Source organism: Thiovibrio sp. JS02 (assembly GCF_053485635.1).
Genome location: NZ_CM130715.1, coordinates 3246613 through 3271802, shown reverse-complemented (window position 1 = coordinate 3271802; position 25190 = coordinate 3246613). Strand labels below are relative to the sequence as shown.

Sequence of the window (25190 nt, the reverse complement as noted above, 5' to 3'; positions counted from 1 at the left end):
CGCCGGTTGTTCAGCCCCGGAACTCCACCATTTTTCATTCGGCATTTCCCATTCTGCCTTGTCATCACAACCCTTCGTCCAGGTCGCCGCCCGAGGCGAGATCCACATAGAGGGAAAACATGATGGCCATGACGGTGACAGCCACTCCCACTTCCACCCCGAGGATGCCATGCGAGTGGGACATGACCTCGCTGAAGCCGAAAACCTTCAGGGCCGCATAGGCGAGAAAATTCTCGCCCAGGAGCAGGCACAGGAAGCCGATGCCGGCATAGATGATGACGCCGATGGCGCTCATCTTCAGCACCGTGTTTTCCTTGAGCCGCTTGAGCACGCTCTTGAGATCGTAGGCAAGGGCCAGAAGGATGAAGCTCGCGCCCAGGATGACGCCGGCCTGAAAACCGCCGCCAGGGCTGTGATGGCCAAGGGCGAGCACGTACAAGGCAAAGATCTGCATGACCGGGACGAGAAGCCGGCAGGCGGACTGGAGAATGACATCGGCGCCGAGCCGGTCCGGCCGCGGCCGGACCACCTTGGGCCTTTTCCGCCGGGTCCTGCGCAGGAGCGCGAGCACGGTGATGCCGGCGCAGAAGATGACCGTGGTCTCAAACATCGTGTCATAACCGCGGTAATCGGCGAGCACCGAGGTGACGATATTGGGAACCGCGGTCTCTGCCAGGGAATTTTCAATGTAGTAGGGGGAAAGGTAGTCGTTGGCCGGGGTATGGGCCTCGCCCCAGTTGGGGAAATCATCGGCTGCCGCGACCATGAGCAGGCCTACGGCGAGGGTTATGAGCAGTGCAATTTTTTTCACTTTCAGCCCTTTCTCAGTCCTTGGACTTTCTCTTGATGTGCAAGGCGGTGCCGAGCAGAAGCACGGTGCTTACCCCGGCGCCCACCGCCGCCTCGGTAAAGGCAACGTCCACGGCGAGCATCTCCGTCCAGAGCAGACACATGAGAAAGCTGTAGGCGCCGCCGATGATGGCGCAGCTCACCAGATCCCTGATGGTCAGGGCGGCCAAAGCGCAGAGAATCACCATGGGTATGATCAGCACGTCAAACTGCCAGAGAAGGCTCGCATCCCAGCTCATCAGGTCTCCTAGGGGTGTCTTTCCTGTTTGCGGCGCTCTTCGCCCTGCCAGGGGCCACGCTGCTCCCGGCGCTTGGTCCAGTGCTTGACCTTGGCTTCGAAGCCCGCGTCCATGATGGCATGGGTGGCCGTGGGGCTGGCGATGAAGATGAAAACCACGATGAAGAGAATCTTCACGCTCACCAGGACGGTATCCACGGAAAGATGGTGCAGGTTGTAGAGGGCGAGCCCGGCCAGGAGCAGGATGGAGGAGAGGGTGTCTCCCTTGCCGGCCGCATGCATGCGCGAGTAAAAATCGGGAAAACGGATGAGGCCCACGGAGGTGCCGAAGAAGAAAAAGAGGCCCAGGAGCATGGAGGCCATGATAAGCGCGTTCAGCATGATTGCCCTCCGGCCCGGTCCTCTTCCAGGCCCACGTCCCTGTGCCGCTGGAAAAAACGGGCCGCGGCCAGGGAGGCGATGAAGTTGAGCAGAGCATAGGTAAGGGCGATATCGACAAACATATCCACCCGGTTATACAGGGTGCCGATGATGATGATCAGGATGGTCGTCTTGGTGCCGATCACATTGACCCCCACCAGGCGGTCGATGACGGTGGGTCCCCAGATGGCGCGGTAGAGCGGCATGAACATGAATAGCAGCAAAAGGATCCCGGAGAGAATAAAGAAAAATTCCATGGTGCTGTCGGCAATGTTTCCGTGCATCATCGTCCTCCCTCGAAAACCCGGGCCACCCGGCGCTCCATTTCACTCATCGTCTCGCTTGCCAGCAGGTCGCCGGCCGCCTTCCGGCTGATGGCATGGACGTAGAACTCATCGCCGTCGATGCGGATGGTCACCGTGCCAGGGGTCAGGGTGATGGAGTTGGCCAGCACGAATTTGCCGAAATCGGTTTTCAGCCTGGTCCGGAAGGTGAAGATGTGCGGATCAAGCTCCCGCTTGCAGAGACGGGGGGAGATGGCCAGCAGAATGACATGGAAATTGGCGATCAGTATCTGCCAGAGAAGCCAGAAGCAGTAAGGAACAAAGCGCAGCGCCTCGCCGAACCTCGCGACAAACCCCTTTTTGCGTTCCTGAAAGAGAAGATCCTGGGAGATAAGGGCCACGAGCAGGCAGGAGATGCCGCCCAGGGCAAGATGAAAGGCGTCGAATTTTCCCGAGAGCAGGAGCCAGGCCCCGGCAAGGACGACAAAGGTTGCGAAGGTAAACATCTATTTTTCTCAGAATCCTTTTGGGGGACAAGGAGGCAACATTTTTACAAATTTTTCTAAATGTATATTACGAAACCCCTTTCCGTCAAATGGAATTGTCCGGAAAACTGCGGCCTAACCCGCGCGCACCGAGCCTTCCCCTTCGCTGGCCTGGCTGATCTTCTCGATCAGCTCACCGATATCAACCGGCTTCATGAGATAATCGAACAACCCGCGTTGCATGCCGAGGATGGCGCTTTCCGTTGAGCCGTGCCCGGTCAGGATGATCACCTGTATCTTCGGATTATGCTTTTTGATCAAGGCCAGGGTGCCCAGGCCGTCGATCCCCGGCATCATCAGATCGAGCAATACCACTTCCGGCAGCCAACCGGAGGCAAGCAGCGCCATGGCCTCCTCCGCCCCGCGCACCGCCCTTGCCGCAAATCCACGCAGCTCAAGGCGCTCCGCCAGGGTTGCGCCGAACTCCACCTCGTCGTCGATCACCAGAATGTTACCCTTGGCCATTTGCTTCCACCTCACCGCCTTCAACATAAACCGGAAAGGTCAGAATAAAGGTGGTCCCCACTCCGACCTCGCTGCTCACCTCGATCTCGCCGCCCATTTTTTTCACAATCCCATAGGTGATCGATAAGCCAAGACCTGTCCCTTTTTGTTCCTGGTTCATCTTGGTCGTAAAAAAAGGCTCGAATATCTTCTTCTCTATTTCCGGCGCCATCCCGGGACCGGTGTCGGAAACCGCCACCATAACTTTTTTTCTGTCATTGAGGCCCGAGGTGATATGAATTTCTCCGTGGTTGCCGATTGCATCAATGGCGTTGTTGATGATGTTGAGAAAAACCTGCTGCAGCTGCCCGTGGTCTCCGCGGATGGCCGGCAGGTTCTCAGCCAGTTGCAGAATGATGTGGATATTGCGATAGGATGCCTCTTTTTCGAGAAAACTCAAGACCTCGTGAATCACCTCGTTCAGAGGGACCAGGGTCAGCGAGGCCTCCATCCGGCGGGCAAAACCAAGAAGCCGGTGGGTTATGGCCCTGGCCCGCCCCACCGCACCCTGCAGGGATTGCAGCTGGGCGAGAAATTTTTCCCGGTGCCTGAAGCTCTCGTCAAGGCCGAGCAGGTCTTCCATCAGACCAGCTTTTTCCCCGATAATGGCCAGGGGGTTGTTGATCTCATGGGCAACACCGGCGGCCAGTCTCCCGATGGAGGCCAGCTTGTTGGTGTGCTCCGTTTCCGAAAGGATCACATCCCGCGCCTCATCCGCCTCCTTGAGCTTTCCGGCCAGAAAACCGGAAAGCCAGATCACGACGCAGCCTGCGAGCACGGAACAGAGACCCAGGGTAAAGAGCAGACGCCCCTTGAAAAAATGCCAAATCTTGCGCTTTGCGTAGCTTTGCTGGTCCAGAACCAGCAGCCAGGGCGTGTTTTTGATCCGGCTGACCGCCCGGTAAAATACGCCGTCTCCGCGCAACTCCTCGCTGAGCAGAATACCGCTCTGCTTCGGTTTGTCGGTGAGTTGGTACCGGGAGAGCACCCCGCCCTGATAGCGGGAAGCGCTCTGCAGCAGCCCTTTTTCATTAACCAGAAAAACATCTTCCACCATTTCGGTGTTCACCGTGGCAAGGAAACGGTCAAGGGTTTCGGTGTCGATGCTGGCCCGGAAGATCCAGAACTCGTTTGAGCTGGGGGCTTTCTTGCTGGCGGCGACCACGAAGTGGGGCACATTGCGGAACCCCATGAACACCTCGCTGACATAAATTTTCCTGGTCAACGCCGTGTGAAACCAGTCGCTGTCGCTGTAATCCTTGCCCGTCAGCCGATACGGCCCGACATATGCCCGCTGTATCCCGTCCGAGCCGATGACGCTGAGGTCAACCAGACCCTGATGCTCCTTTTTAAGCTGCTTGAAAACCTGATCGAGCTTCCGGTAATCGCTCAGCTCCTCAAAGCTGTATGTGTCGATCACGACAATGATCGCGGCCTCAAGCTTTTCAAGAAAGGCATCAATGGTCGCCCGGGCGCTTTCCGCGCTCCAGCGGGCGTTGGCATAGGAATCCTCCCGCAGCAGCTGCTGATACTGCACGAAATTGAGACCGGAGGCTATGGCCAGGGGGGTGAGGGTAATTGCCATCATGATGATGAGCAGGCTGCGCCGCATGCACCGGTAGCGGATCTCGCTGGAGATGTTTTTATCCTTGTGCGCGCAAAAAACCGGAAATCCCGCCGGCAGGGAATACTTTCTCTTCATCCCTTTTCCCTCCCCCCGGTTTCCGGACGGATAACGGCCCCCGGCCTCAACTTGCCGGTCACGGCATGCAACAAGGCTTTGTCCGCAGGCCCTATGACCCGATCAATCACCTCGATCTTCTTCCAGCCAAGGTATTGAAAATGCGCCTCCTCGATGCCGCCGCATATCACCAGGGAAATGTTCTCCTTGATGATCAGGCTGCACAGTTCGTCACTGGAGGGCCCAGGCAGCAGCACGGTCCGTGGTTCGCCCGCAAGCTCGCCGTGACTGGCCGTGGCGATGAGGACTTCCGTGCTCAGATCAAACCGCGGGGCAACGTCGCTGTTCCGCAAGGTCACAAGTATTTTCATGTCCGCTCTCCCGGGTCGCCCCCCCTGATTTGGCCAGGGAAACACCTCAGGCTCTGCCGCTGTTATTACTCAAGCCCGTATTCCTTTATCTTTCTCCACAAAGTTGTCCGGCCCCAGCCCAACGCCTTTGCCGCCCCGCCGCGACTGCCTCCTGCCTGCAATAGAGCGGAAAGAATCTTCTGCTTTTCGATCTCGCGCCAGCTCGTAGCATTCCCGGGCACCTGGGAACGGAAATGCGGATATGCCCCTTGCTCCCCGCTCTCCTTTCTTTCCGCCCCCACGGATGGCGCAATGCTTTTTCCCGCAACCACCACCTGGGGAGGCAAATGTTCCGGGCCAATAACCCCGCCGCGGCTGATATTGACCGCGTATTCGATGATATTCCTCAGTTCGCGGATATTGCCGGGATAATGGTAACGACAGAGGATCTGCAAGGCCTTGGCGGAGATCTTGCCCGGCCCCTTGTTGATTGACGAAGAAATCAACTGCAGAAAATGGTCGAGCAAAAGTCGCACGTCGCCGTCCCGTTCACGCAGGGGCGGCATATGCACCCGCAGGACATTCAGCCTAAAAAAAAGGTCTTCCCGGAATTTACCCTCCTGGACAAGTTGGCCCAGATCGCGATGGGTGCCGGTGATGAGCCGCACATCGACTTTGACCTTTTTCTGGCTGCCCAGCGGAAAGAATTCCCGGTCATCCAGCACGGTGAGCAGCTTCACCTGCAGCGGCAGGGGGAGATCGCCGATTTCGGTAAGAAAGATGGTACCGCCCTGGGCAAGCTGGAACATGCCATGTTTGTCGGCATGCGCCCCGGTGAAGGCCCCGCGCACATGGCCGAACAATTCCGATTCCAGCAGGCTCTCGGGAAGCGCGCCGCAGTTCACCTTGATAAACGGACAATTGCCGCGCTTTGAGGCGTGATGGATGGCCTCGGCCAGCACATCCTTTCCGGTCCCGGTTTCGCCGGTGATCAGCAGGGAGGAATCCGTGTGAGCCAGCACGGGAAACAGCGCCAAAATCTCCTGCATCTTCGGGCTGTGGCCGAGAATCCCTCTGGCCGGACCCAGCTCTTTTTTTCGCTCAATAGCCCGGAAGGCGGTCATGTCCTCCAGAACAAGAACCAGGGCCGCCCCGGTCCCCTCCTTGCCAGCAAGCGGCGTGGCAGTGAAGCGCACAGGGGTCTTCCTGCGGTTCAAGCCCAGAATGTCCCCCTCGACGCAGCAGGGAATGCCGCTGGCCAAAACGTTTTTCAATACCGCGCTGTTTTTCCCGAAATTGCTGCGGACGACATAATCCCAGTGTATGCCGCGCACCTCCTCGCCTGCGCAGCCGGCCAGGGCCTCGAGAAAGCGGTTGATTTCGACAATGCGCAGGCCGCTGTCGAGCAGGGCCATACCATGCGGCACCGCATTCAATATGCCCAGAAAATTTCCCTGAGAGGCCATATCCACCTTTTCCCTGCGGAGCCGTCCTGTATCCGGGGGCCCAATGTTCCATCATGTCCCGATATGTTTCATGTACCGGATCTCGGGAACAAAAGTCAATCTCTTTTATTTCCGGCCGGAAACATGGGGAAAATGACCTGACTGGGGAACGACACGGCAACCACCCAATGGATTCCCGCGCATGGCTGCCCGCCCGCGGCGGCCATAATGATTCATTATGTTTCATCATGTTCCAAACATCGCCGTCACCCCGACCACCCAAGCCGGAGAAAAACATCATCATATTGTTATTATTGTATTTTTTTATCTGGCACGAAAATTGATTACCCAAAGACCAACTGTTTCAACAACACGGAATCATCACGAGACGTCGGAGGTTGCCATGAACAAATCAGCCAGCACCTTTCAGAAATGGATGACAGCCATCACCTTCGCCGAGGCGGGAGAATGGGAGACGGCAAAAAGAATGGCGCCCAATGAACCCGCCAACATGGAGACAGGCTGGATCAGCAAGACCTTCATGGCGGCAGCCTACGCCGAGGCAAACCAGGCCGACACCGCCCTCGAGATGATCCCGGCCATTCTCTGCAACCGGGAAATCAGCCCGGTGGAAAACCTCTTCATGGCAGCCGTCTTTGCCGAGGCCGGCCAGCACGACTTCGCGGCAAATCTGGTGCATGGAGTGAACGCCGCCTCGGCAAGCGCCAACGATTATCTGGCCGCCCTGGGGCTGTCCAGAGTGCGCATGACCTATGGCGTTTTCGCCGTGGAATCGGCCCGCTAACCATCGGTACGGAGCGAAAAACCCATGGCGAAACAAGCCGCCATGCCTGCCCGCGCCCTCATTGTTTCAGACGATGCCTCCTTTGCGGAAACAATGAAAACAATCCTGCAGCGATGGGGCATGCACGCCGCCCACTGCCAGAACCCAACGGTCCAGGCCGGCGAAGGCATGGCGGTCGTTCTCCTCGATATCCGCGGACAGACAGGCAAACCCTTGACCTTTCTGTATGCGGTCAAGGGCAGATGGCCCGGAGTCGAGGCGATTCTCATCAACCGACCCGACAATATTCAGCCAGCCATTGCCGGCATGAAAGCCGGGGCCGCGGATGAGATCATCGCCCCCTTTGACACGGAAACCCTGAAATGCACGATCCTTGCCGCCCTGGACAGGCGGCGGAAAAAGAAACGCTCCCTCCTGCAACGCTTCGGAGACGCCATGGCCGCCGCAACTTTTGCCCAGGCCGGCGAGTTTGCCACCGCGGTTGCCCTCCTGGAGGAGCCGGAAGAAGCACGTGGCCCAGCCGCCGCAGGAAAAAATGCCAACGAGGAAACAGATCATGGATAACATCAGAATACTGCTGGTAGACGACGAGGAAGATTTTGTCCGGACGCTCTCTGAACGACTTGACCTGCGTGACCTGAGCAGCAAAACCGCCCTCAATGGCGAGCAGGCCCTGGGTTATGTCGGCGAAAAGGAGCCGGATGTCATGGTTCTCGACCTGAAGATGCCGGGTATTGACGGCATGGAGGTTCTGCGCCTGGTGCGGCAAATGTATCCCAACATCCAGGTCATTATTCAGACCGGGCACGGCAACGACCTCGACGAGGCCGAGGCGAGAAGGCTCGGCATCTTTGACTACCTGAAAAAACCGGTGGAGATAGAGGTTCTCGTGGCAACCATCAAAGCGGCCCACCAGGCGAAAAAAACCGGCCTGGCGGCAACGGCGACCGCCGCCGCATTCGCCGAGGCCGGCGAATATGAAACCGCACGAGATCTGATCCGGAAATGAAAAAGAAAACCATCTTCGCAAAGAATGCAGGCTGTCGGGAAGCGCAGACGGTGCTCGCCAACGGCTACTTCATCGTCAGCGGCGAAAAAATCCGGATCCAACCCCTGGCCGACAAGATCATGCCCGAGGACTTCCCTGACCACCGGCACGCTTTTCCCACCCTGCTCGAACTGGAACGCACATACGTGCAGAAGGTCCTGGCCCACGTGGACGGCAACCGAGCCAAAGCCGCGGAAATGCTCGGCATCAACCGGGTTTCACTGTGGCGAAAACTCAAGAAATTCGCCGCAACCATCCCGGATAGCCAGCCCGCACAGGACATGCCCTCTCGAACAACGACGCTCATCCCATGAAGATCTACTCCGCCACCATACCCGGCGCCGCCCTGAAGGTGCGTTCCCGGGAGGCATATTATGCCGGGCAGAAACAGCTTTTTGCCGTGGCCGTCATTCTGGTGGCCATCATTCCCCTTGTTTTCATCAGCTGGACCGCCTCCCGTTTTTATCAGAACTCCTGGCAGGACAAAACCAGCGCCGAGCTGAAGAGCCTGGCCGCCAGCCGAAGGGAAATCGTCGATCTTTTTCTCGCCAGCCAGGAAAATCTCCTTGCCGGCCTTGTGGAGCTCTACGACCTGGCCTGGCTCAGCTCCCCGGATAATCTGGGAAAAATTTTCAAGGCCATGAACCATAACAGCGTCATCATCGATCTGGGCCTCATCGGCAAAGACGGAACCCACCTCAACTACACGGGCCCCTATGCAGCAGACCTGAAGAACAAAAACTATGCCGAGGCCCCCTGGTTTGCCGAAGTGATGCAGAGCGGCAGGTATGTGAGTGACGTGTTCAGCGGCTATCGCGGGGTGCCGCATTTCATCGTCGCCGTAACCGACCCCAGCCGTTCCTGGATCCTGCGGGCGACCATCAACTCGGAACTCTTCAATGCCCTGCTGGCGAGCGCCGAAGTAGGCCCCGGCGGCGACGCCTTCATCCTCAACCGAAAAGGGGAGTTGCAAACCCCGAGCCGCCTGGGCATAACCCACCTGCCCGCCGAAGAAAAACCGCTCCTCTCGGCAGGAGGCGGCCCGACCATCCATCACGCCCCCGGCTATCTTTACGCAGTTGCCGGCATGCAGAACAACGACTGGCTGCTGGTGCTGAAAACAGACATCAATTCCTCGCTTGCCGATTTTTACCGGGCCAGAAACCGCGACAACCTCATTATCGGTGCCGCCGCCATCCTCATCCTGGCCGTGGCAACCACCCTGGCCCGCTCGCTGCTGAACAGGGTCGAAGGAGCCGACCGGCAGCGGATGCAGCTCTATGACCGCATCCGGCATTCGGAGAAGATGGCGCTCATCGGCAGGATGGCGGCCAGCGTTGCCCATGAAATCAACAATCCCCTCCAGATTATCGGCGACCAGGCGGGCTGGCTCGACGAACTCCTCGCCGAGGAAAATCAGACCGAACTCAAGAATAAGGAAGAATACCTGGCCTCCCTGCAGAAGATCCGCAGCCAGGTCAAACGGGCCAGCACCATAACCCACCGGTTGCTCGGCTTTTCCCGCAGCACCGAAGGGCTGAAAACCGCGACCGGCATCAACGCCCTTCTCGAGGACACGGTTTCCTTTCTTGAAAATGAGGCGCGCAAGCACCGGATCACCATCCGCAGAAACCTTGACCCCGCCCTGCCCGCCATCGTCACGGACAGCACCCAGCTGCAACAGGTTTTCCTCAATATCCTGAACAATGCCTTTGACGCCATCGGCAAGGACGGCGCGGTCACCATCAGCACCAGCCACACCGCGGAGCAGATCCGGGTGGAAATCGCCGACAGCGGCCCGGGCCTGCCGTCCGAGGCCCTGGAAAAGGTCTTCGAGCCGTTCTTTACCACCAAGCAGGCCGGCAGCGGCACAGGCATAGGTCTCTCCATTTCCTACAGCATCGTGGAGCGGCTGGCCGGCACCATCGAAGCCCGCAACGGCAGGGCGGGCGGCTGCGTCTTCAGCGTCAACCTGCCAATCCGGCCCCGGTGAAGGAGATGACTGCCATGCACGGATTTTCCATTCTTGTTGTCGATGATGAGCCTGAATTTGTCTCGACCCTGGTCAGGAGACTGCGGAAAAGGGGGCTCGACTGCACGGGCACACTGGACGGCACTGCCGCCCTTACCGCCCTGGGCCAGCGCACCTTCGCCGTGGTCCTGCTCGACATGCGGCTGCCCGACCTTGATGGCTGCGCGGTGCTTCGGGAGATAAAAAAACAGTGGCCCCAAACCCAGGTGATCATCCTCACCGGCCACGCCTCGATCCGGGACGGCGAGGAAGGCCTGCGCCAGGGGGCCTTCGACTACCTGATCAAGCCAGCCGAGTTTGAGACCCTGCTCGAAAAACTTTCCGCGGCAATAGCAAATACCCCCTTCGCCCTGTCGGCAAAGGATAAAAACACCACCGCTGTAACAACCACTTAACAACCGTTTTAACCAGAAGGAGGAAGAAATGAATTTTTTCAGGCAGTTTGGCCAATTCATGATGATGGGCGCCCGCGCTCATGCGAAGTGGGAGCTGGACACTTCGCACACGATACTGCGGGATCGCAAGAGGCTGGCCCTGCTCGGCCTGCTTCTCATTCCCATCCTCATCGGCGGCGTCGCCTTCGCCGATGAGGTCGCCGGCGCCTTGCCAGGCATGCTTGGCGGCAAGACCGCCTACACCCCGGCATTCTATACCAGCACCATCTTTTTCGCCTCCATCGCCGTCGGCCTGGTCGCCGGCCTCATCACCGGCTGCATCGGCGCGGGAGGCGGCTTCATCATCGCCCCGGCCCTGATGAGCGTTGGCGTCAAGGGCATCCTCGCCGTGGGCACCGATCTGTTCCACATCTTTGCCAAGGCGATCATGGGCAGCGTTCTGCACCGCAAACTGGGCAATGTCTCGGTTTCCCTGGCCGTCATGTTTCTGGTCGGCTCCATTGGCGGCGCCACCCTGGGCGGCTACATCAACCGCACGCTGTACGAGGCGAATCCGGTTCTCTCCGACGCTTTCATCACCACCATCTACGTGATCATGCTCGGCTTTCTCTGCTCCTATGCCCTGTATGATTTTTTCCGCTCCCGCAAGGCCGCGCAGATTGCGAAAACCTCTGGCAAGGCCCGGAAAGCCGGCACCATGACCGGCCTGGCCCAAAGGCTGCAAGCCATCAATCTGCCACCGATGATCACCTTCGACGAGGGCGTCATCCCGGGCGGCCGCAAGATCTCCTGGCTCTTCCTGGCGCTGAGCGGCGCCCTGGTCGGCCTCGCCGCAGCCATCATGGGCGTGGGCGGCGGTTTTCTCACCTTCCCGATCTTTGTCTATGTGCTGGGCGTCTCCTCAGCCACCACCGTGGGCACCGACATCTTCCAGATCATTTTCACGGCAGGCTACGCAGGCTTGGGCCAGTACGCCATCTACGGCTTCATCTTCTACACCCTGGCCATGGGCATGCTGCTGGGCTCCCTCATCGGCATCCAGGTCGGCTCGCTGGTGACCAAAGTTGTAAGCGGCCAGACCATCTGCGCCCTTTACGCCATCGCCACTTCCGCCGGGTTCATCAACCGGGCCTTCGCCCTGCCCCCCAAACTGGCGAAGATGGGCTACATCTCCATGGCCAAGGAAACCGGCAAGATCCTGGACCTGATGGGCAACGTCATCTTTTTCGCGGTGCTGGGCGCATTCGCGATCTGGGTCTTTTATATCTTCTTCAGCAACATCCGCACCCTGAAGGGCGAAGAGCACGAGACGGCCATGCAGGCCGAGGAGGTGACCGCATGATCGCCAACAAAAAGAAATTCGGCGGTGGACTTATCCTCATGACCGGCTTCTGGGTGGTTTTCGCCATCCTGCTTTCCCCGATCTTCGGGGGCAAGAACCTGCTCGACTACATGGACGGCCTCTACAATTCAATCTCCAAAAACTCGGCCTACTACATCCCCACCATGGTGAGCAAGGCCGAGGAACTGAAGGGAACCCCCTTTGCCCTGAACATCAAGGCGGAGGACAAGGATTCCGCCCCGAGGGTCGCTGCCCTGCTCAAGTCGGCCGGCGCCAAGGTGGAGGAAAAAGGCGATGAGCTCAGGCTGAGCGGCGATCTGGGCATGGTGCTTGCCGCCGCCATGCAGGACACCGAACTGGCCTACAACAACGACGGCGATACCGTGCAAAGCAGGCATGGCGCCCCGGCCAGACAGGTGATGTTCGACTGGTGGAACACTCTCTCCGCGATGGAGAAAGGTTTCACCAAGCAGAAGAAGTTCAGCGAGGCCAAAACCATGTACCAGGCCAAGACCAAGGCCGTGGAAACCGCCTACAACTACTTCGGCATCGAAGCGCAATCCATCAAGGACAAACTGGTCATCGTGGTGCTCTCCCTGGCCGGCTATGTGCTCTACACCATGTGGTTCGGTTTCTCCATCCTCTTCCTCTTCGAGGGCTGGGGACTCAAACTCGAGCACTGACAAGGATGGCGGCCCGCCTCTCTCCCCGGCGGCCGTGGTTGTTGTCTCCTCAACCCTCCGTCCGGCCGGGTCGGTCCCCAAAAAGTCGGCCCAGCCGGACGCTTCCGGTCATCATTTTTCTCTTTCCGGAGGCATGCCCATATCTGGTATGCTCTGGAAAAGCATCCCGGGTCACCTGCTGACCCACGGAAAGGATATCAAAAACGGCACCTTGCTTGCCCTTGTTCCCCATGAGCGCCATGACCGCATTTTTTGCAAAGATCGCAGACCTCTTTCTCTCCCCCGCCGGGAAACCGGCGACCCCGGCCCGATCTTTCAGCGATTGCCTTAGGGACTTCCGCGCTTTGCTCACGGCAAACAACACCGCCCTGGAACTTATGGCCGAACTTGAGGAGACGGCCGCTGCGGATCGGCCCTTCGGGGTCGCTTTTCTCCGCGGCCATTGCACGGCGCTGACCGTCAATGTCTATAAGATGATCACCAATCTGCAGGCGATTGCCGACGGCAAGTACGGGAACCTGCATCCCGCCTTTATGGCAATCACTAAAAACATAGAGGCAATTCTCGCCCGGCAACCGGCGGTGCCCCATGGCGACTTCATCCTGCCCCTTGCCAGGGTTGACAAGCATTCCGCCGATCTGGTCGGGGAAAAAATGGCTAACCTCGGCGAGATCCGGAATAAGGTCGGCCTGCCTGTCCCGGCGGGCTTTGTCATCACCGCGGCCGCCACCCATCATTTCATGGCGGCAAGCAACCTGCGGGATGAAATCAACCGCCGCCTGAAAACCCTGCCGCCCGAAGATCTCGAAGAACTCTACAAGACCAGTGCCGCCATCCAGCAGCTCATCATCAACTCGCCGCTGCCCGAAGAGATCGCCGGGCAAATCACTGCCCATTACAAGACCCTGGCCGGGGCACTTGTCGCCATGCGCTCCAGCGCCATCGGTGAGGATCACGGCAATGTCTCCTTTGCCGGCCAGTACCGCACCCAGCTCAATGTGAGCGAAGAATTCCTGGCGCAAACCTATAAAGAAATCGTCGCAAGCAAGTTCAGGAGCCAGGCCATTGTCTATCGCATGCAGAGAGGATTCCGGCACCAGGACGTGGTCATGTGCGTCGGCTGCCTTGCCATGGTGGATGCCGTTGTCAGCGGCGTCACCTATAGCCGCTCGCCGGCCGACTGCCGCAGCTCCTGGCTCGAAATCAATGCCGCAGCGGGTCTTGCCAGCCAGGTGGTGAACGGCACCGCGCCGACCGTTTATTACCGGGTGGAGAGGCAGGAGCCACACGCCGTTCTGGCGCACGAGGAGGAATTTCTCGAAACGGCTGCCGCCCACGAGCGGGCCGAGGTGCTCTCCGATGGGCAATGCGCCGAACTGGCAAGGGTTGCCGTTCGCCTCGAAACACACTTCGGCACCCCGCAGGATATTGAATGGTCCATCGATCGGAATGGCCGGATCGTGATTTTGCAGAGCAGACCGCTGGCCCGGCAGGCCGAAGAAAAGAGTCCGGCGCCTGCCGGCGGCAGGCGCCGGGAAGGGGAGATGATCTCCGGCGGCACAACGGCGAGCCGGGGGGCCGCCGCCGGTCCGGTCCATCTTGTCCGCTCCAGCGTCGACCTGCTCCGTTTTCCGCCTGGCGCTGTATTGGTGACGCCGCATCCCCTCCCGGAATGGGCCACGGTTCTGCCTCGGGCCGCCGCCGTGGTCAGCGACACCGGCCAGGCTGCCGCCCATCTGGCCACGGTGGCCCGCGAATTCGGGATTCCGGCTATTTTCGGACTGCGCGGAGCCACCGCCTCCCTGCGGGACGGCCAGATGATCACCGTGGACGCCACCGCCTGCCGCGTCCACGAGGGACGCCGCGAAGAAATCCTGCAGCAGGCCGCGACGACGCGACCGAACCTCATGCTGGACAGCCCGGTATACAAACTGCTCCGGGAGGTCATGCAGCTGGTCACCCCCCTGCACCTCACCAACCCCGCTTCTCCATACTTCAAGGCCTCATCCTGCCGGAGCCTGCACGACCTTACCCGCTTCTGCCACGAAAAGGCGGTTGTCGAGATGTTCAGTTTCGGCGAAAAGCACGGGATGATCGACAAAAGCGCCAAGCAGCTCATTGGCGAAACTCCCTACACCTGGTGGGTCATCAACCTTGAGGACGGCTTCCGCCCGACCTTTTCGCCAAGGGAGAAATTCATCAGCATCGATGACATCGTCTCCGTACCCATGCTGGCGATCTGGGAAGGAATGACCGCGGTTCCCTGGGCCGGGCCGCCGCCGTTGAGCCTCAAGGGTTTCGGCTCCATCCTTTTTCACTCCACCATGAATCCGGACATCGATCCGGCCGTCCGCTCCACCATGAACACCCGCAACTATTTTCTTGTTTCAAAGAACTTCTGCAACCTGAACGTGCGGCTGGGCTATCATTTCGCCCTTGTGGAGGCAAACCTCGGGGAGTATCTCCTGGAAAATTATGTGAGCTTCCAGTTCAAGGGCGGGGCAGCCGATGAAACCCGGCGGCGCAGCCGGGTCCGGCTGCTCACCGAAATTCTGAGTGCATTCGGCTTCAGGATCGAGCAAAAAGTCGACGCCATGAGCGCCCGCATGGAAAAAAAACCCGCGCCCTATCTTGTTGGACGGCTGAAAATCCTCGGCTACCTGCTCATCCATACCCGCCAGATCGACATGGTGATGGGCGACGAGGATATGGTCGCCCGGTACCGGGAAAAAATCATGGCCGACTTGAGCGGTCTTCTTCGCAAGCCGGAAAAGGAGGGGGAGCATGGATAGCGGGATCAGGATTCTGCTCATCGACGATGAGTTCGATTTCGTATCCACGACAAGCAAGAGGCTTGCCCGCCGGGGATACGACTGCCGGCTCGGGCTCAACTGCGAAGAGGGCCTGAAGGTCATACACACCGGCTGGCCCGATGTCGTCGTCCTCGATGTCATGCTACCGGATCGGGACGGCATAGAGTGCCTCAAGGAGATCAAGAAGAATTGGCCGGCCGTCCCGGTCATCCTTCTGACCGGGCACGCCTCCATGCAGGCGGGACTGCACAGCATGCAGCACGGCGCCGCCGACTACTGCCTGAAACCCATCGACCTGGAAACCCTCATCGAAAAAATAGACATTGCCTACCGCGAAAGCATTTCCCCGCAAGCCTGAAAAAGAAAAGCCACCCCGCGACAAAAGCGGGGTGGCTTTTCACAGCGAAAAATAATGGAAAATCCTAATGGCCGACGGCGAGCAGCCCGCTGGCAGCCAGGGCCAGAATGATGGCGGTGGCCAGGGTCATGAGACCCATGGCCTTGTCGTTCCGGGCAAAAAGCCCGGGGACAATGGCCAGATAGCAGACGATGGTAACTCCGGAGAGAATGGCCACCGGCACGAAGTTGAGAAAATCGCCGTAGCCGATGAGCTTCAGCCAGGACCAGCCGGTGGGCAGGTGTTCCCATTGCAGGAAGTTGGTATTGATCGCCACCAGGTAGTCATGCACCGGCATGGCCCAGTATGTGGAAACAGCGGCGCGCGGCACCACCGGCGGCAAAATCCGCAGCACATAGAGGGCAAAGGTTACGACCATCATGAAGAGGCCCAGATACATCCCCTTTTCCAGGATATTGGCGTAGAGGATCTGCTCCTCGGTTGCTTGGGTATTTTTATTTGACATGGTGTTATTCTCCTTGCGTGATGACTAGAAAAGATTGACGCCCATGGAACTCAGACCCTTGGTCACCGCTTTCAGTCCGGCGAAGAGCAGAATGCCGATGACCATCCAGCGGATGAAGGTCGGCTTGGCGACCTTGAGCAGGCGGACGCCGACGAAGGAGCCCAGCATGATGCCGATGAGCGAAGGCACAACCATCATGGGGATAACACAGCCCTTGTTCACATAGATCCAGGCCGCGGAGGTATCGGTGATGGAGAGCAGGAACTTGGAGGTGGCGACGCTGATCTTGAGCGGGGCGCCCATCATCAGGTTCAGCACGGGCACGTTGGCCCAACCGGCGCCGAGCCCGAACATGCCGGCCATGAAGCCGATGATGATGAAGGTGAGCAGGCCGGGGATGGTGCGGTGGATCTTCCAGTTGATCTCCTGCTTGGAGGTCGGCTCGAAATAAACGCCGGTGATGCGCAGGGCCGAAGAGAGGGCATCTGCCTGCGGCACATCGGGCACGTCCGCCTTTTTGGCGGTCAGCATGATGGCCACGATGCCGAGGATGGTGCCGCCCAGGGCGAGCTGCACGATATGGGTGGGCAGCGCCAGGCCCACCATGGCGCCGACTATGGCCATGGTCGAGGCGATCAGCGCCACGGGCAGGGCCAGACGCAGGCTGGCCAGGTTCGCCTTCAGCAGGCCGGGGCCGGCGGCCAGGGCGCCGCACAGGGCGACCAGCAGGCCGGTGCCGCGGACAAAGTCCAGATGAAACGGGAAAAAGCCGCTGATGATGGGCACGAAGAGCACCCCGCCGCCGACGCCGCCTAAAACGGCGATGATGCCCATCACAAAGGTGACGACAACCAGGATAATCGGCCATTTCCACCAGTCCCCGTCCCCTGCGGCCGGCACCGGCGCCGCGGCCGCGACCTCACTGGCCAGCGCCCAGGCCGGACTCAGCATGAGGGTACAAACCAGGGAGGCAAAGAGCATCCCTATTTTTTCTTTCATCTTTTGTTGCATTGTCACTTCCTCCTTTATCCTGAATGCCGTAAAACTATCCCGTAATACTATATGATATATACTGTTGGCGGAGCAAGACATGCTGGCCGGCCGGCCATGTGTCGCATCACACGGCCGGCTTTTTGGCAGGCGGCGCAAGATATCTTGCCAAACCAGATAGACACGCCTGGAATTCACTTGCCCGCTGGGCCACGGCAGCGGCGGGCATTTTTCATATGGATGCGCGTGGCCGCAAGAAGGGTTTGCCGGCAAAGAAGTGGTTATCACTTAATGCTCCGCAAATTGAGTGTCAAGAAAAAACTGTTTAATTGTGAAACGTGGCTGTTGCAATACGCAACAAACAAAATATCGCGTTTTTTCTGCAACAGACCCGCTACATTATGCAACGCACCCTTGGATACGCGCATATGCAATTCGATATCGAAACAGTGCTCCATAAACTCGCGGATGAGGTTCGCGGCTACAGGGTGCCGGTGGTCGACCTGATCGCCGTCCAGACCCATGACCCATACAAGATCCTGGTGGCGACCATCCTTTCCGCCCGGACCAAGGATGAAACCACGGCCAAGGCCGCGGCCAGACTGTTCAAGGCGGCGCCGGATCTCCACAGTCTTGCCCTGCTCGACGAAAACGAGCTTGCCAGACTGATCTATCCGGTGGGCTTTTACAGGAACAAGGCGGCCTTTCTCGCCAGGCTGCCCGAGGCGGTCGCCCAGGAATTTTCAGGCAGAATCCCGGATGCGGTGGAGGAGCTCACCCGCCTTCCCGGAGTGGGCAGGAAGACGGCCAATCTGGTGGTGGCCGTGGCCTTCAAAAAACCCGCCATCTGCGTGGATACCCATGTGCACCGGATCATGAACATCTGGGGCTACGTGGCCACGAAAACCCCCCTGGAAACCGAAATGGCCCTGCGGGCAAAACTGCCGCCGCCATATTGGCTGACCATCAACTCCATCCTGGTGGCCTTTGGCCAGGGGACCTGCAAACCCGTCGCCCCCCACTGCGATCGTTGCGTGGTCGCGGCCTACTGCCCGAAAATCGGTGTCACCCCGAGAAAAAAAGCAACAAGCGAGGAAAAATCGATGGCCTCCCCGGCAAAAAAATTTGTCTCCTGGAATGTGAACGGCCTGCGGGCTGTCGAAAAAAAAGGCTTTGTCGAGATCCTCGGCGACCTTGACCCCGATATCCTCGCCCTGCAGGAAATCAAGGCCACCCCGGAGCAGCTGCCGGAATCACTCAGGAATATCCCCGGCTACACCTCTTACTGGTTTCCGGCCCGGAAAAAGGGGTACGCCGGGGTCGGCATCTATGCAAAGGCGGTTCCCCAGCAGATCATCTACGGCATCGATCACCATGACCACGACCACGAAGGCAGGGTGCTCACCCTGGAGTTTGCCGACTTCTATTTCGTCAATGCCTATTTCCCAAACGCCCAGCACGGCTTGACCAGAATGGATTACAAGCTGCGGTTCAACGACGACCTGATGACCTTTCTCGCCGGGCTGGCGCAAAGCAAATCCGTGGTGATCTGCGGCGATTTCAACGTGGCGCATAAAGAGATCGATCTTGCCAATCCGAAGCAGAACGAAAAAAACCCCGGCTTTACCCCGGAGGAACGTGCCTGGATGGACAAGTTCCTCGCCGCCGGCTATGTGGATACCTTCCGGATGTTCAATCAGGAACCGGGGCAATATACCTGGTGGAGCTACCGCTTCAATGCCCGGGCCAGGAATATCGGCTGGCGTATTGACTACTTCTGCGTGGATAAAAGGAGCGGGGCGAGGGTGCGGGGGGCGGAGATCCTGGCGGAAATCACGGGTTCGGACCACTGCCCGGTGCTGCTCTCCTTTGCGTAGCGCATTGGTGGAGCGTGTCGGGAGGGTGGGCAACAAAAAAGCGGCTGCCCGTTTTCTTCGGACAGCCGCTTTTCTTATCTTGTCTGACCCTGCAACTACTTGTTCAGGTTGTGGGCAATGCCGTGGCACTGTCCGCACTGCGGGAACTTTTCATGCATCGGCGCCGGATGCGGGTTCTCGCCATGGCAGTTCTGACATTTCGGAATCATCTTGTGCTTGCCCTGATGGCAGGTCGCGCAGGCCAGTTTGGAATGCTTGGCCGGATTGGCGGTGATCTGCTGATACACGTCATTGTGGCAGGCAGCACACAGCGTGGACGGCGTTGAGTCGGGATAGGCGACCTCAAGCGGCATATGCGGCTTGTGACAGGTCAGGCAATCCTGCTGGCTCTGCCCCTCCACATGGGGTGAGTGACAATGGGTGCAATCGGGAATCATGCCGTGCGTTTCCCGATGGCAGGTGCTGCAGGCCACCGCGGTATGCTTGCTCTTGTTCTGCTGGAGCTGCGCCATCTGCTCCGTATGGCAGGTAAGACAGGGATCGGTGATATTGCTGGCAATGGTGATCACCAGCGGAGTGTGGGGATTGTTGTGGCAGGTGGTACAGCCCTGCAGCTTGAAATGCTCGCTTCCCTCGTGGCATTTGCTGCACTGGGGGATGATCTCCAGCTGTCTGGGCGGATGGCCCTCGTGACAATCGACGCAGCTCACCTGGCTCTTGTGGGCCGCGCCGTTGCTGCTGATATCCTGGGGAGCCTTGTCGTGACATTTGATGCAGTCATCGGGAGAAAGCCCTGCCGCCACGGCCCCTGTGGCCAGAAACGCGGTACCGATAAAAAGGGTTCCCCCAACCAGGCTTGCCAGCCGGGAAAATTTCTTCTTGCTCTTCATTGTTGCTGCCCTCAAAAATTAAAAATTTAAAAAAACCCTTGCCGATTCTGCTTTGACCACCCCTGCAAAGCAAATCCTGTGCCATTGCCCAGGAAAAATACCGCGCCCGGGGTAAGGAACGAAAAAACCCGGAAATAAATTTTCCCCGCGGAAATCCCGGCCCGCCTCATTCCGGGGCGAGGCGCCCAGAAGTTGACCGCTGGCCGCCAGAATCTGATTGGCGGACAACCATCCGGACCGCCTCCGGCAGCCGGAGAGAACCGGGAGATTACGCATTCTCCCCCGGCAGCCGGATATGCTATCATGGAAATACGTTCCGGCTGTCAACAACCTGCAGGAGAGTGGATGGACAATCTCAAAGTGGTGGGGATCGGCGACTGGTTGGTCAGCGCCGACCCGCAGCATACCATCAGGACCTACGCTCTGGGCTCATGCGTCGCCCTGGTGCTCCAGCATCCGGCCAGCACAACCAGCGGTCTCGTGCATGTCGCCCTGCCCGATTCATTATTGCAGTACACCGGCACAATGCATGGACCAGGCTATTATGCCGACACCGCCACCCCCACCCTTATTGCTGAAATGCAGCGGCAATGCGGCCTTTACGGAACGGCCGGTTCCGGCATGGTGGCGAGACTTGCCGGCGGCGCCAAGGTGATCCGGATGAAAAAGGATTACCACATCGGCAGCCGCATCGTGCAGGTCATGCTGGATATCCTTGCCCGCTGCCAGATCCCGGTGGTGGCCATGGATGTGGGCGGGGAAATTTCCCGCACCGTTTCCGTGCATGTCGGCAGCGGCGAGGTTTTTGTCTCTTCCCCCGGGAAAAAAGAGAAGCCTTTACGGTGATCGTTGCAGGGGAGAAACTGCGGGCAAACGGAGGAATTGAATATGAAAATACGGATTTTGGTGGTTGACGACGAGGCGATGATGCGGGACTTTGTCTGCACGGCGCTGGCTGGCTTCGACTATGAGTTCGCAATGGCCGAAGATGCCGCCTCGGCCATTGCCCTGCTGGCGCAGGAGCAGTTTCACGTTGTGCTCACCGACAAAAACATGCCCGGAACCAAGCATGTCAGCGAAGGAGGCCTTGATGTCCTGCAGTTTGCCAAGGCCAGCAACCCGGCCTGCGGCGTCCTGATGATGACCGGCTACGCCTCGGTGGAGTCCGCCATCAAAGCCATGCGCCTCGGCGCCTTCGATTATATCTGCAAACCGATCAGGCTCGGCGAACTGCGGGAAAAGGTGGAACGGATCATTTCCTATCAGCGGGCCCTGGATCCTGCCGACACCCTGGCGGCCTACGAAAAATTCTGGCGGGAATACCTGGCCGCCGTGGAGGAGAATCAGGAAGGCAACCCCATGCGCAGCCAGGGCCAAAACAACCACCTGCTCAAAACCCTGCAGAACAATCTGGATCTCTTTTTTCAGGAGAGAAAGACCCGGGAGCACCTCATCATCGAACAGCGTGACGCCCTGAGCCGGATCGCCACCCTCGCCTCCCAGCTCAAGGAGAGACTGCCGGAGGATTCGCCGGAAAGCCCCCTCCTGGACGCGATCCTCCGGGAAACGGAACGACGGCTGTAATAGAAACTCAGCCGGGCTGGCTCTGCGCGATCAGGCCACGCAACAGGGCCAGATTCTCCTTGTCCTCCCGCAGATCCTCTCCTTTCGGGGTTTCAAGGGTCATGGGATGGTTGCGAAACCGCGGATCATTCAGCAGAAGCCGGAAGCCTTCCCTGCCGATCTGGCCGGCGCCGATGTGGGTGTGGCGGTCCACCCTGCCGCCAAGCATCTGCAGCGAATCGTTGAGGTGAAAAAACTTCAGGCGGCCAAGGCCCACCTGGCTTTCAAATTCCGCCATGGTTTTCTCATAGGCCGCCGCGTTGCGGAGATCATAGCCCGCGGCAAAGACATGGCAGGTATCAAAGCAGACGCCGAGCCTGTCCGCATGCCGCGACTGACCGATGATGGCGGCGAGTTCCGCAAAGGTGGCCCCCAGGCTGCTGCCCTGCCCAGCAGTTGTTTCCAGAAGCACCATCACCTCGTCTGCCTCGACCGCCTTCCGGAAAACCGTATCGAGATTTGCCGCCACCCGGCTGATCCCGGCTTCGGCCCCGCTGCCCAGATGGGCGCCCGGGTGCATGACCAGATAGGGAATAGCAAGGGCCGCGCAACGGCGCAGTTCGTCGCCAAGGGCGGCCATGGATTTTTGCGCTGTCTCTTCCTGGGGGCTGGCCAGATTGATCAGATAGGAATCATGGGAGGCGACCGGCAAGGGGCCGCACTGCTTCCATGCTTCCAGAAAGAGGCGGCGCTCTTCGGGGGCGATGGGCCTTGCCCGCCACTGGCGCTGATTTCTGGTGAAAATCTGCAGCGCCTCGCCGCCCACCTCGCGGATCCGGGCAAAGGCCAGGTGCAGGCCGCCGGCCACGGACATATGGGCGCCGAGCAGGGGCATGCTACCCCTCCTCCCCGCCGGCATGGCAGACGGCCAGCAGGTTCAGGTACTTGCTTTCGCTGGCCCGCAGCCGCTCGGAGAGGGTGGTGGCCAGATTCCGGTAGAGCTTGAGACAGAGCTTGGGACTGTTATGGCGGAGCACCGTTTCGTTCAGGACCAGGGCCACGGTTTTCTTGAGTGCCACCACCGAGGCGGAGCGGGGCAGATGGTCGATCATCGACATCTCGCCGACGCAGCTGCCCTCTCCCAGGGTTTCAAGCTCCACCCGCTTGCCCTCTGTTTCCGTAAGAACGATGACGGAGCCGGCGATGATCATATACATCTTGGCGCCCGAGGTTCCTTCCCGGATCAGATATTCGCCCTTGGCAAACTCCTCCTTGCCGGAGACGCGGAAGAGATCGAACAGCTCCTCATCGCTGAAATCGGCGAAAAAGAGATACCGTTGCCGCAGACGCCCGATTATCTCCTTTTTATCAAAGGAAAATCCTGTTTTTCCCCCGGCCTTTTTCTTCTCCAGGGAGTTGAGATACAGTTCCAGGATGTCGCCGAACTCGTCGGCGCTCTGGTAGCGGGCGGCCAGAGGCTTGGCCAGGGCCCGCATGATGATGCTGTCCAGTTCCGGATCGATGCCGGGAAAGGCGCTGAGCGGTTTCGGGGCGTCCGCGAGCACGGATTTCAAGCGGGCAATGAGGTTTTTCCCGCCAAAAGGCTTTTCGCCGCTCAGCCACTCATAGGCCAGGACCCCCAGGGAAAAAATGTCGCTGCGCCTGTCCAACTCCTCGCCGCGGATCTGCTCCGGCGACATGTAGAGGGGAGTGCCGGGGATGAAACCCGCCTCGTCGATGCTGCTTTCGATGTTGCCGAAGGAAGAGGTATCCACCACCCGGGCGATGCCGAAATCGGTGATCTTGGGCAGGAGGCTCTGCTTAACGATCATGATGTTGGCCGGCTTGATATCCCGGTGAAGAATACCCCGCTTATGGGCGAAATGGAGAGCCCTGGCCACCATGGCGATAAGGCTGAGCTTGTCCTGGATGCTGAAGGCGGCCTTGCCGCGGATCAGCTCCTTGATGTTTTTCCCCTCGACATACTCCATGACGATGTAAGGCGCGCCGGCCCGGACCCCGATGTCGTACACCGCCGTGATATGGCGGTGGTCGAGGTTGCCGACGATCCGGGCTTCATGGAGAAAGGATTCGATGGCCTTCTGCCGTTTTGCCTCGCTCTTGTACCGATCGACCCGCATGCACTTGATGGCGACCTTGCGATGGATGAGTTCGTCGTGGGCGAGATAAACCTCGCCCATGGCGCCCAGGCCGATTTGCCGCACAATCCGATACCGGCCGATGGCGGCGGGGATCTGTTTTTTCGTCGTCGATGCCGCTTCGGAACTCATGCTCCCCTCTCCCCGCTTTCCGGCTTGCCGCCGTCAAGGGAACACTGTTTCAGGAAAGGAAGATTTGCTTCGGCATGCACCTCCCGGAGGAGCTTGTCCGGAGAGCGGAGAAACTCCTCCGCCCGCCTGCGGGGGTCAAAGAACTCCTTGTCAAAGGGCTCGATCAGGTTGAGATGCTCCCAGCGGGTCACATAGTATTGGATCAGGTCCGGCAGCTCCGTGAAAATGGTGGCTTCGGGATCCGGATCCACGAAGCTCGAGGCCGCGAGCTTTGCCGCGGACAGGGTCTGCGTTTCATAAAACTTCTCTAAAAACATCAGCTCGGCCGGCATCCGCGCCTCAATGCCGAGACGGCTGATGAGGCGGACCAGGCGGGCGACCAGGTGCATGCCGAATCTGGCCAGGGGATAGGGGATGTACACCTCCCTGGGCGCCGTGAGCCCCAGGTAGGACTTGATGGTGAGGATAAGCTGGCTCAGCGAAACCGGCAGCGGATCGACAAAGTTGTAGGTCTGCCCGGAAAACTCTTCGCGGTTCGTCAGGACATGGGCGACAAAGTGGGGCAGCTTCCGGGAGTTGGAATAGGAGTGCATGGCCTCCTTTTTCGTCAGCAGAATGGGCATGGCCCGGGCGACAATGGAAAAAAAAAGGCGATGAAAGCCCTGGATCTTGTGATCGTGCGCCCCGTAGACAATACCCAGCCGGATCGCGGTGAAGTCAAGCCCCCTGGTTTTGCGCAGATGCTCCAGGGTCAGTTCGGCCATGAGTTTTGATTTGGTATAATTGGGCAGATCCGGGGCAAGGTCGAGCCGGTCTTCTTCGCGCAGATCCGTGCCGGTGGGCATGGTGGCGGCGGAACTCAAATGGATATAGGGGATACTCAGCTCGGAAGCGGCCTTGGCCAGGGAAACCGTGCCCATGTAATTGATCTCGTAGGCAAGCTGCGGATCGCTGTCAATGGCGGCAATGGCGCTGTTGATGATGAAATCCGGCTTGGTCTTTTCAAAGTAGCGGCGGATATCGTCCGGTTCGCGCAGGCTCAGTTTTTTGCTGTTCGGCGCGAGAATGGTCACCTCATCCCCGGCCCGGGTCTTGAAATAGTGCAGGAGAGTACCACCGATCAGGCCGGAGCCGCCGATGAGAATCCCTGTTTTTTTTGCCTGCGGAAGCGTCATGGGAACACGGGTTTGTTTCAAGAGGAGAGGTTCTCCGGCCCATTGCCTCACTCTTTTTCAGTGACAAGCGGGGCCGGACACAGTACTTAAAATCAAGAGTAGCAGGG

Annotated in this window: 28 protein-coding genes; 13 read left to right on the top strand and 15 right to left on the bottom strand. The window is 59.1% G+C overall.

Features of this window, described 5'->3' with window-relative positions; all coding sequences use genetic code 11:
* Nucleotides 1–64: 64 nt before the first annotated feature.
* The 9 genes from mbhE to ACUUL3_RS14960 form a co-directional block, all read right to left on the bottom strand.
* On the bottom strand, nucleotides 65–811 hold the full coding sequence (gene mbhE, locus ACUUL3_RS15000) for a hydrogen gas-evolving membrane-bound hydrogenase subunit E (RefSeq protein WP_448552698.1): 747 nt from the start codon (nucleotides 809–811) through the stop codon (nucleotides 65–67).
* A gap of 13 nt (nucleotides 812–824) precedes the next feature.
* Nucleotides 825–1088, bottom strand: a complete 264-nt coding sequence (locus tag ACUUL3_RS14995; RefSeq protein WP_448552696.1) for a hydrogenase subunit MbhD domain-containing protein — start codon at nucleotides 1086–1088, stop codon at nucleotides 825–827.
* Between the two features lie 8 nt (nucleotides 1089–1096).
* Nucleotides 1097–1468, bottom strand: a complete 372-nt coding sequence (mnhG, locus tag ACUUL3_RS14990) for a monovalent cation/H(+) antiporter subunit G (RefSeq protein ID WP_448552694.1) — start codon at nucleotides 1466–1468, stop codon at nucleotides 1097–1099.
* A complete protein-coding gene (locus tag ACUUL3_RS14985; protein WP_448552692.1) occupies nucleotides 1462–1794 on the bottom strand; it encodes a monovalent cation/H+ antiporter complex subunit F in 333 nt (110 codons plus the stop codon). Before ACUUL3_RS14985 ends, mnhG begins: the two co-directional genes overlap by 7 nt.
* Nucleotides 1791–2297, bottom strand: coding sequence for a Na+/H+ antiporter subunit E (locus ACUUL3_RS14980; protein WP_448552690.1), 507 nt, complete (start codon nucleotides 2295–2297; stop codon nucleotides 1791–1793). Before ACUUL3_RS14980 ends, ACUUL3_RS14985 begins: the two co-directional genes overlap by 4 nt.
* Nucleotides 2298–2411: 114 nt before the next feature.
* Nucleotides 2412–2801, bottom strand: a complete 390-nt coding sequence (locus ACUUL3_RS14975; RefSeq protein ID WP_448552688.1) for a response regulator — start codon at nucleotides 2799–2801, stop codon at nucleotides 2412–2414.
* The gene (locus ACUUL3_RS14970; protein WP_448552686.1) at nucleotides 2788–4542 is read right to left on the bottom strand and encodes a sensor histidine kinase; all 1755 of its coding nucleotides are present in this window, start codon (nucleotides 4540–4542) and stop codon (nucleotides 2788–2790) included. The genes ACUUL3_RS14975 and ACUUL3_RS14970 overlap by 14 nt, the downstream gene beginning before the upstream one ends.
* Nucleotides 4539–4892 carry a NifB/NifX family molybdenum-iron cluster-binding protein gene (locus tag ACUUL3_RS14965; RefSeq protein WP_448552684.1) on the bottom strand — a complete coding sequence of 118 codons (354 nt, stop codon included), beginning with the start codon at nucleotides 4890–4892 and terminating at the stop codon, nucleotides 4539–4541. Before ACUUL3_RS14965 ends, ACUUL3_RS14970 begins: the two co-directional genes overlap by 4 nt.
* A 65-nt stretch (nucleotides 4893–4957) precedes the next feature.
* Complete coding sequence (locus ACUUL3_RS14960) at nucleotides 4958–6337, bottom strand: sigma-54 interaction domain-containing protein (RefSeq protein WP_448552683.1); 1380 nt, start codon at nucleotides 6335–6337, stop codon at nucleotides 4958–4960.
* A 382-nt stretch (nucleotides 6338–6719) separates the two neighbouring features.
* Here ACUUL3_RS14960 and ACUUL3_RS14955 point away from each other — a divergent pair, with 382 nt between their 5' ends.
* The 10 genes from ACUUL3_RS14955 to ACUUL3_RS14910 all read left to right on the top strand — a co-directional run bounded on the left by ACUUL3_RS14955 (nucleotide 6720) and on the right by ACUUL3_RS14910 (nucleotide 15792).
* Complete coding sequence (locus ACUUL3_RS14955) at nucleotides 6720–7121, top strand: hypothetical protein (RefSeq protein WP_448552681.1); 402 nt, start codon at nucleotides 6720–6722, stop codon at nucleotides 7119–7121.
* Between the two features lie 24 nt (nucleotides 7122–7145).
* A complete protein-coding gene (locus tag ACUUL3_RS14950; RefSeq protein WP_448552679.1) occupies nucleotides 7146–7685 on the top strand; it encodes a hypothetical protein in 540 nt (179 codons plus the stop codon).
* A complete protein-coding gene (locus ACUUL3_RS14945) occupies nucleotides 7678–8130 on the top strand; it encodes a response regulator (RefSeq protein WP_448552678.1) in 453 nt (150 codons plus the stop codon). The genes ACUUL3_RS14950 and ACUUL3_RS14945 overlap by 8 nt, the downstream gene beginning before the upstream one ends.
* Nucleotides 8127–8483 (top strand): helix-turn-helix domain-containing protein, encoded by a 357-nt coding sequence (locus ACUUL3_RS14940; RefSeq protein WP_448552676.1) that lies wholly within the window; start codon nucleotides 8127–8129, stop codon nucleotides 8481–8483. The genes ACUUL3_RS14945 and ACUUL3_RS14940 overlap by 4 nt, the downstream gene beginning before the upstream one ends.
* Nucleotides 8480–10162 carry a sensor histidine kinase gene (locus tag ACUUL3_RS14935; protein ID WP_448552674.1) on the top strand — a complete coding sequence of 561 codons (1683 nt, stop codon included), beginning with the start codon at nucleotides 8480–8482 and terminating at the stop codon, nucleotides 10160–10162. Before ACUUL3_RS14940 ends, ACUUL3_RS14935 begins: the two co-directional genes overlap by 4 nt.
* Before the next feature lie 14 nt (nucleotides 10163–10176).
* A complete protein-coding gene (locus ACUUL3_RS14930) occupies nucleotides 10177–10596 on the top strand; it encodes a response regulator (RefSeq protein WP_448552672.1) in 420 nt (139 codons plus the stop codon).
* Between the two features lie 28 nt (nucleotides 10597–10624).
* Nucleotides 10625–11938: a sulfite exporter TauE/SafE family protein gene (locus tag ACUUL3_RS14925; RefSeq protein ID WP_448552670.1), complete on the top strand. Its 1314-nt coding sequence runs from the start codon at nucleotides 10625–10627 to the stop codon at nucleotides 11936–11938.
* Nucleotides 11935–12621, top strand: coding sequence for a hypothetical protein (locus tag ACUUL3_RS14920; protein WP_448552669.1), 687 nt, complete (start codon nucleotides 11935–11937; stop codon nucleotides 12619–12621). The genes ACUUL3_RS14925 and ACUUL3_RS14920 overlap by 4 nt, the downstream gene beginning before the upstream one ends.
* Nucleotides 12622–12860: 239 nt before the next feature.
* A complete protein-coding gene (locus ACUUL3_RS14915) occupies nucleotides 12861–15413 on the top strand; it encodes a PEP/pyruvate-binding domain-containing protein (RefSeq protein ID WP_448552667.1) in 2553 nt (850 codons plus the stop codon).
* On the top strand, nucleotides 15406–15792 hold the full coding sequence (locus tag ACUUL3_RS14910; RefSeq protein WP_448552665.1) for a response regulator: 387 nt from the start codon (nucleotides 15406–15408) through the stop codon (nucleotides 15790–15792). The genes ACUUL3_RS14915 and ACUUL3_RS14910 overlap by 8 nt, the downstream gene beginning before the upstream one ends.
* Before the next feature lie 64 nt (nucleotides 15793–15856).
* Here ACUUL3_RS14910 and ACUUL3_RS14905 read toward each other — a convergent pair whose 3' ends face one another.
* Both ACUUL3_RS14905 and ACUUL3_RS14900 read right to left on the bottom strand, forming a co-directional pair.
* A complete protein-coding gene (locus ACUUL3_RS14905) occupies nucleotides 15857–16297 on the bottom strand; it encodes a hypothetical protein (protein ID WP_448552663.1) in 441 nt (146 codons plus the stop codon).
* Nucleotides 16298–16321: 24 nt separating this feature from the next.
* Complete coding sequence (locus ACUUL3_RS14900; protein WP_448552661.1) at nucleotides 16322–17308, bottom strand: sulfite exporter TauE/SafE family protein; 987 nt, start codon at nucleotides 17306–17308, stop codon at nucleotides 16322–16324.
* A gap of 407 nt (nucleotides 17309–17715) precedes the next feature.
* On the opposite strand from ACUUL3_RS14900, the gene ACUUL3_RS14895 reads away from it, so the two are divergent.
* Nucleotides 17716–19164, top strand: a complete 1449-nt coding sequence (locus ACUUL3_RS14895) for an exodeoxyribonuclease III (protein WP_448552659.1) — start codon at nucleotides 17716–17718, stop codon at nucleotides 19162–19164.
* Nucleotides 19165–19259: 95 nt separating this feature from the next.
* Here the strand turns inward: ACUUL3_RS14895 and ACUUL3_RS14890 are convergent, their stop codons facing one another.
* Nucleotides 19260–20054 carry a cytochrome c3 family protein gene (locus tag ACUUL3_RS14890; protein WP_448552657.1) on the bottom strand — a complete coding sequence of 265 codons (795 nt, stop codon included), beginning with the start codon at nucleotides 20052–20054 and terminating at the stop codon, nucleotides 19260–19262.
* A 345-nt stretch (nucleotides 20055–20399) separates the two neighbouring features.
* Between ACUUL3_RS14890 and ACUUL3_RS14885 the strand changes: the two genes are divergently transcribed.
* Together ACUUL3_RS14885 and ACUUL3_RS14880 are read left to right on the top strand one after the other, a co-directional pair.
* A complete protein-coding gene (locus ACUUL3_RS14885; RefSeq protein WP_448552655.1) occupies nucleotides 20400–20900 on the top strand; it encodes a chemotaxis protein CheD in 501 nt (166 codons plus the stop codon).
* Nucleotides 20901–20942: 42 nt separating this feature from the next.
* Complete coding sequence (locus tag ACUUL3_RS14880; protein ID WP_448552653.1) at nucleotides 20943–21638, top strand: response regulator; 696 nt, start codon at nucleotides 20943–20945, stop codon at nucleotides 21636–21638.
* Between the two features lie 7 nt (nucleotides 21639–21645).
* Here the strand turns inward: ACUUL3_RS14880 and ACUUL3_RS14875 are convergent, their stop codons facing one another.
* From ACUUL3_RS14875 to ACUUL3_RS14865, 3 genes are read right to left on the bottom strand one after another with little or no spacing between them, the layout of a single operon-like run.
* The gene (locus ACUUL3_RS14875) at nucleotides 21646–22512 is read right to left on the bottom strand and encodes a deoxyribonuclease IV (protein WP_448552651.1); all 867 of its coding nucleotides are present in this window, start codon (nucleotides 22510–22512) and stop codon (nucleotides 21646–21648) included.
* Nucleotide 22513: 1 nt separating this feature from the next.
* The gene (locus tag ACUUL3_RS14870; RefSeq protein WP_448552649.1) at nucleotides 22514–23908 is read right to left on the bottom strand and encodes a protein kinase domain-containing protein; all 1395 of its coding nucleotides are present in this window, start codon (nucleotides 23906–23908) and stop codon (nucleotides 22514–22516) included.
* Nucleotides 23905–25083, bottom strand: coding sequence for an NAD-dependent epimerase/dehydratase family protein (locus ACUUL3_RS14865; protein ID WP_448552647.1), 1179 nt, complete (start codon nucleotides 25081–25083; stop codon nucleotides 23905–23907). The genes ACUUL3_RS14870 and ACUUL3_RS14865 overlap by 4 nt, the downstream gene beginning before the upstream one ends.
* Between the last annotated feature and the right edge of the window lie 107 nt (nucleotides 25084–25190).

Coding starts and splice junctions, on each gene's coding strand:
- ACUUL3_RS14910 (WP_448552665.1), top strand. CDS start 15,406: ATGGATAGCGGGATCAGGATTCTGCTCATCGACGATGAGTTCGATTTC.
- ACUUL3_RS14895 (WP_448552659.1), top strand. CDS start 17,716: ATGCAATTCGATATCGAAACAGTGCTCCATAAACTCGCGGATGAGGTT.
- ACUUL3_RS14865 (WP_448552647.1), bottom strand. CDS start 25,083: ATGACGCTTCCGCAGGCAAAAAAAACAGGGATTCTCATCGGCGGCTCC.
- ACUUL3_RS14975 (WP_448552688.1), bottom strand. CDS start 2,801: ATGGCCAAGGGTAACATTCTGGTGATCGACGACGAGGTGGAGTTCGGC.
- ACUUL3_RS14965 (WP_448552684.1), bottom strand. CDS start 4,892: ATGAAAATACTTGTGACCTTGCGGAACAGCGACGTTGCCCCGCGGTTT.
- ACUUL3_RS14915 (WP_448552667.1), top strand. CDS start 12,861: ATGACCGCATTTTTTGCAAAGATCGCAGACCTCTTTCTCTCCCCCGCC.
- ACUUL3_RS14900 (WP_448552661.1), bottom strand. CDS start 17,308: ATGCAACAAAAGATGAAAGAAAAAATAGGGATGCTCTTTGCCTCCCTG.
- ACUUL3_RS14870 (WP_448552649.1), bottom strand. CDS start 23,908: ATGAGTTCCGAAGCGGCATCGACGACGAAAAAACAGATCCCCGCCGCC.
- ACUUL3_RS14980 (WP_448552690.1), bottom strand. CDS start 2,297: ATGTTTACCTTCGCAACCTTTGTCGTCCTTGCCGGGGCCTGGCTCCTG.
- ACUUL3_RS14995 (WP_448552696.1), bottom strand. CDS start 1,088: ATGAGCTGGGATGCGAGCCTTCTCTGGCAGTTTGACGTGCTGATCATA.
- ACUUL3_RS14880 (WP_448552653.1), top strand. CDS start 20,943: ATGAAAATACGGATTTTGGTGGTTGACGACGAGGCGATGATGCGGGAC.
- ACUUL3_RS14920 (WP_448552669.1), top strand. CDS start 11,935: ATGATCGCCAACAAAAAGAAATTCGGCGGTGGACTTATCCTCATGACC.
- ACUUL3_RS14960 (WP_448552683.1), bottom strand. CDS start 6,337: ATGGCCTCTCAGGGAAATTTTCTGGGCATATTGAATGCGGTGCCGCAT.
- mnhG (WP_448552694.1), bottom strand. CDS start 1,468: ATGCTGAACGCGCTTATCATGGCCTCCATGCTCCTGGGCCTCTTTTTC.
- ACUUL3_RS14970 (WP_448552686.1), bottom strand. CDS start 4,542: ATGAAGAGAAAGTATTCCCTGCCGGCGGGATTTCCGGTTTTTTGCGCG.
- ACUUL3_RS14955 (WP_448552681.1), top strand. CDS start 6,720: ATGAACAAATCAGCCAGCACCTTTCAGAAATGGATGACAGCCATCACC.
- ACUUL3_RS14985 (WP_448552692.1), bottom strand. CDS start 1,794: ATGATGCACGGAAACATTGCCGACAGCACCATGGAATTTTTCTTTATT.
- ACUUL3_RS14945 (WP_448552678.1), top strand. CDS start 7,678: ATGGATAACATCAGAATACTGCTGGTAGACGACGAGGAAGATTTTGTC.
- ACUUL3_RS14935 (WP_448552674.1), top strand. CDS start 8,480: ATGAAGATCTACTCCGCCACCATACCCGGCGCCGCCCTGAAGGTGCGT.
- ACUUL3_RS14925 (WP_448552670.1), top strand. CDS start 10,625: ATGAATTTTTTCAGGCAGTTTGGCCAATTCATGATGATGGGCGCCCGC.
- ACUUL3_RS14905 (WP_448552663.1), bottom strand. CDS start 16,297: ATGTCAAATAAAAATACCCAAGCAACCGAGGAGCAGATCCTCTACGCC.
- ACUUL3_RS14885 (WP_448552655.1), top strand. CDS start 20,400: ATGGACAATCTCAAAGTGGTGGGGATCGGCGACTGGTTGGTCAGCGCC.
- ACUUL3_RS14890 (WP_448552657.1), bottom strand. CDS start 20,054: ATGAAGAGCAAGAAGAAATTTTCCCGGCTGGCAAGCCTGGTTGGGGGA.
- ACUUL3_RS14950 (WP_448552679.1), top strand. CDS start 7,146: ATGGCGAAACAAGCCGCCATGCCTGCCCGCGCCCTCATTGTTTCAGAC.
- ACUUL3_RS14875 (WP_448552651.1), bottom strand. CDS start 22,512: ATGCCCCTGCTCGGCGCCCATATGTCCGTGGCCGGCGGCCTGCACCTG.
- ACUUL3_RS14930 (WP_448552672.1), top strand. CDS start 10,177: ATGCACGGATTTTCCATTCTTGTTGTCGATGATGAGCCTGAATTTGTC.
- ACUUL3_RS14940 (WP_448552676.1), top strand. CDS start 8,127: ATGAAAAAGAAAACCATCTTCGCAAAGAATGCAGGCTGTCGGGAAGCG.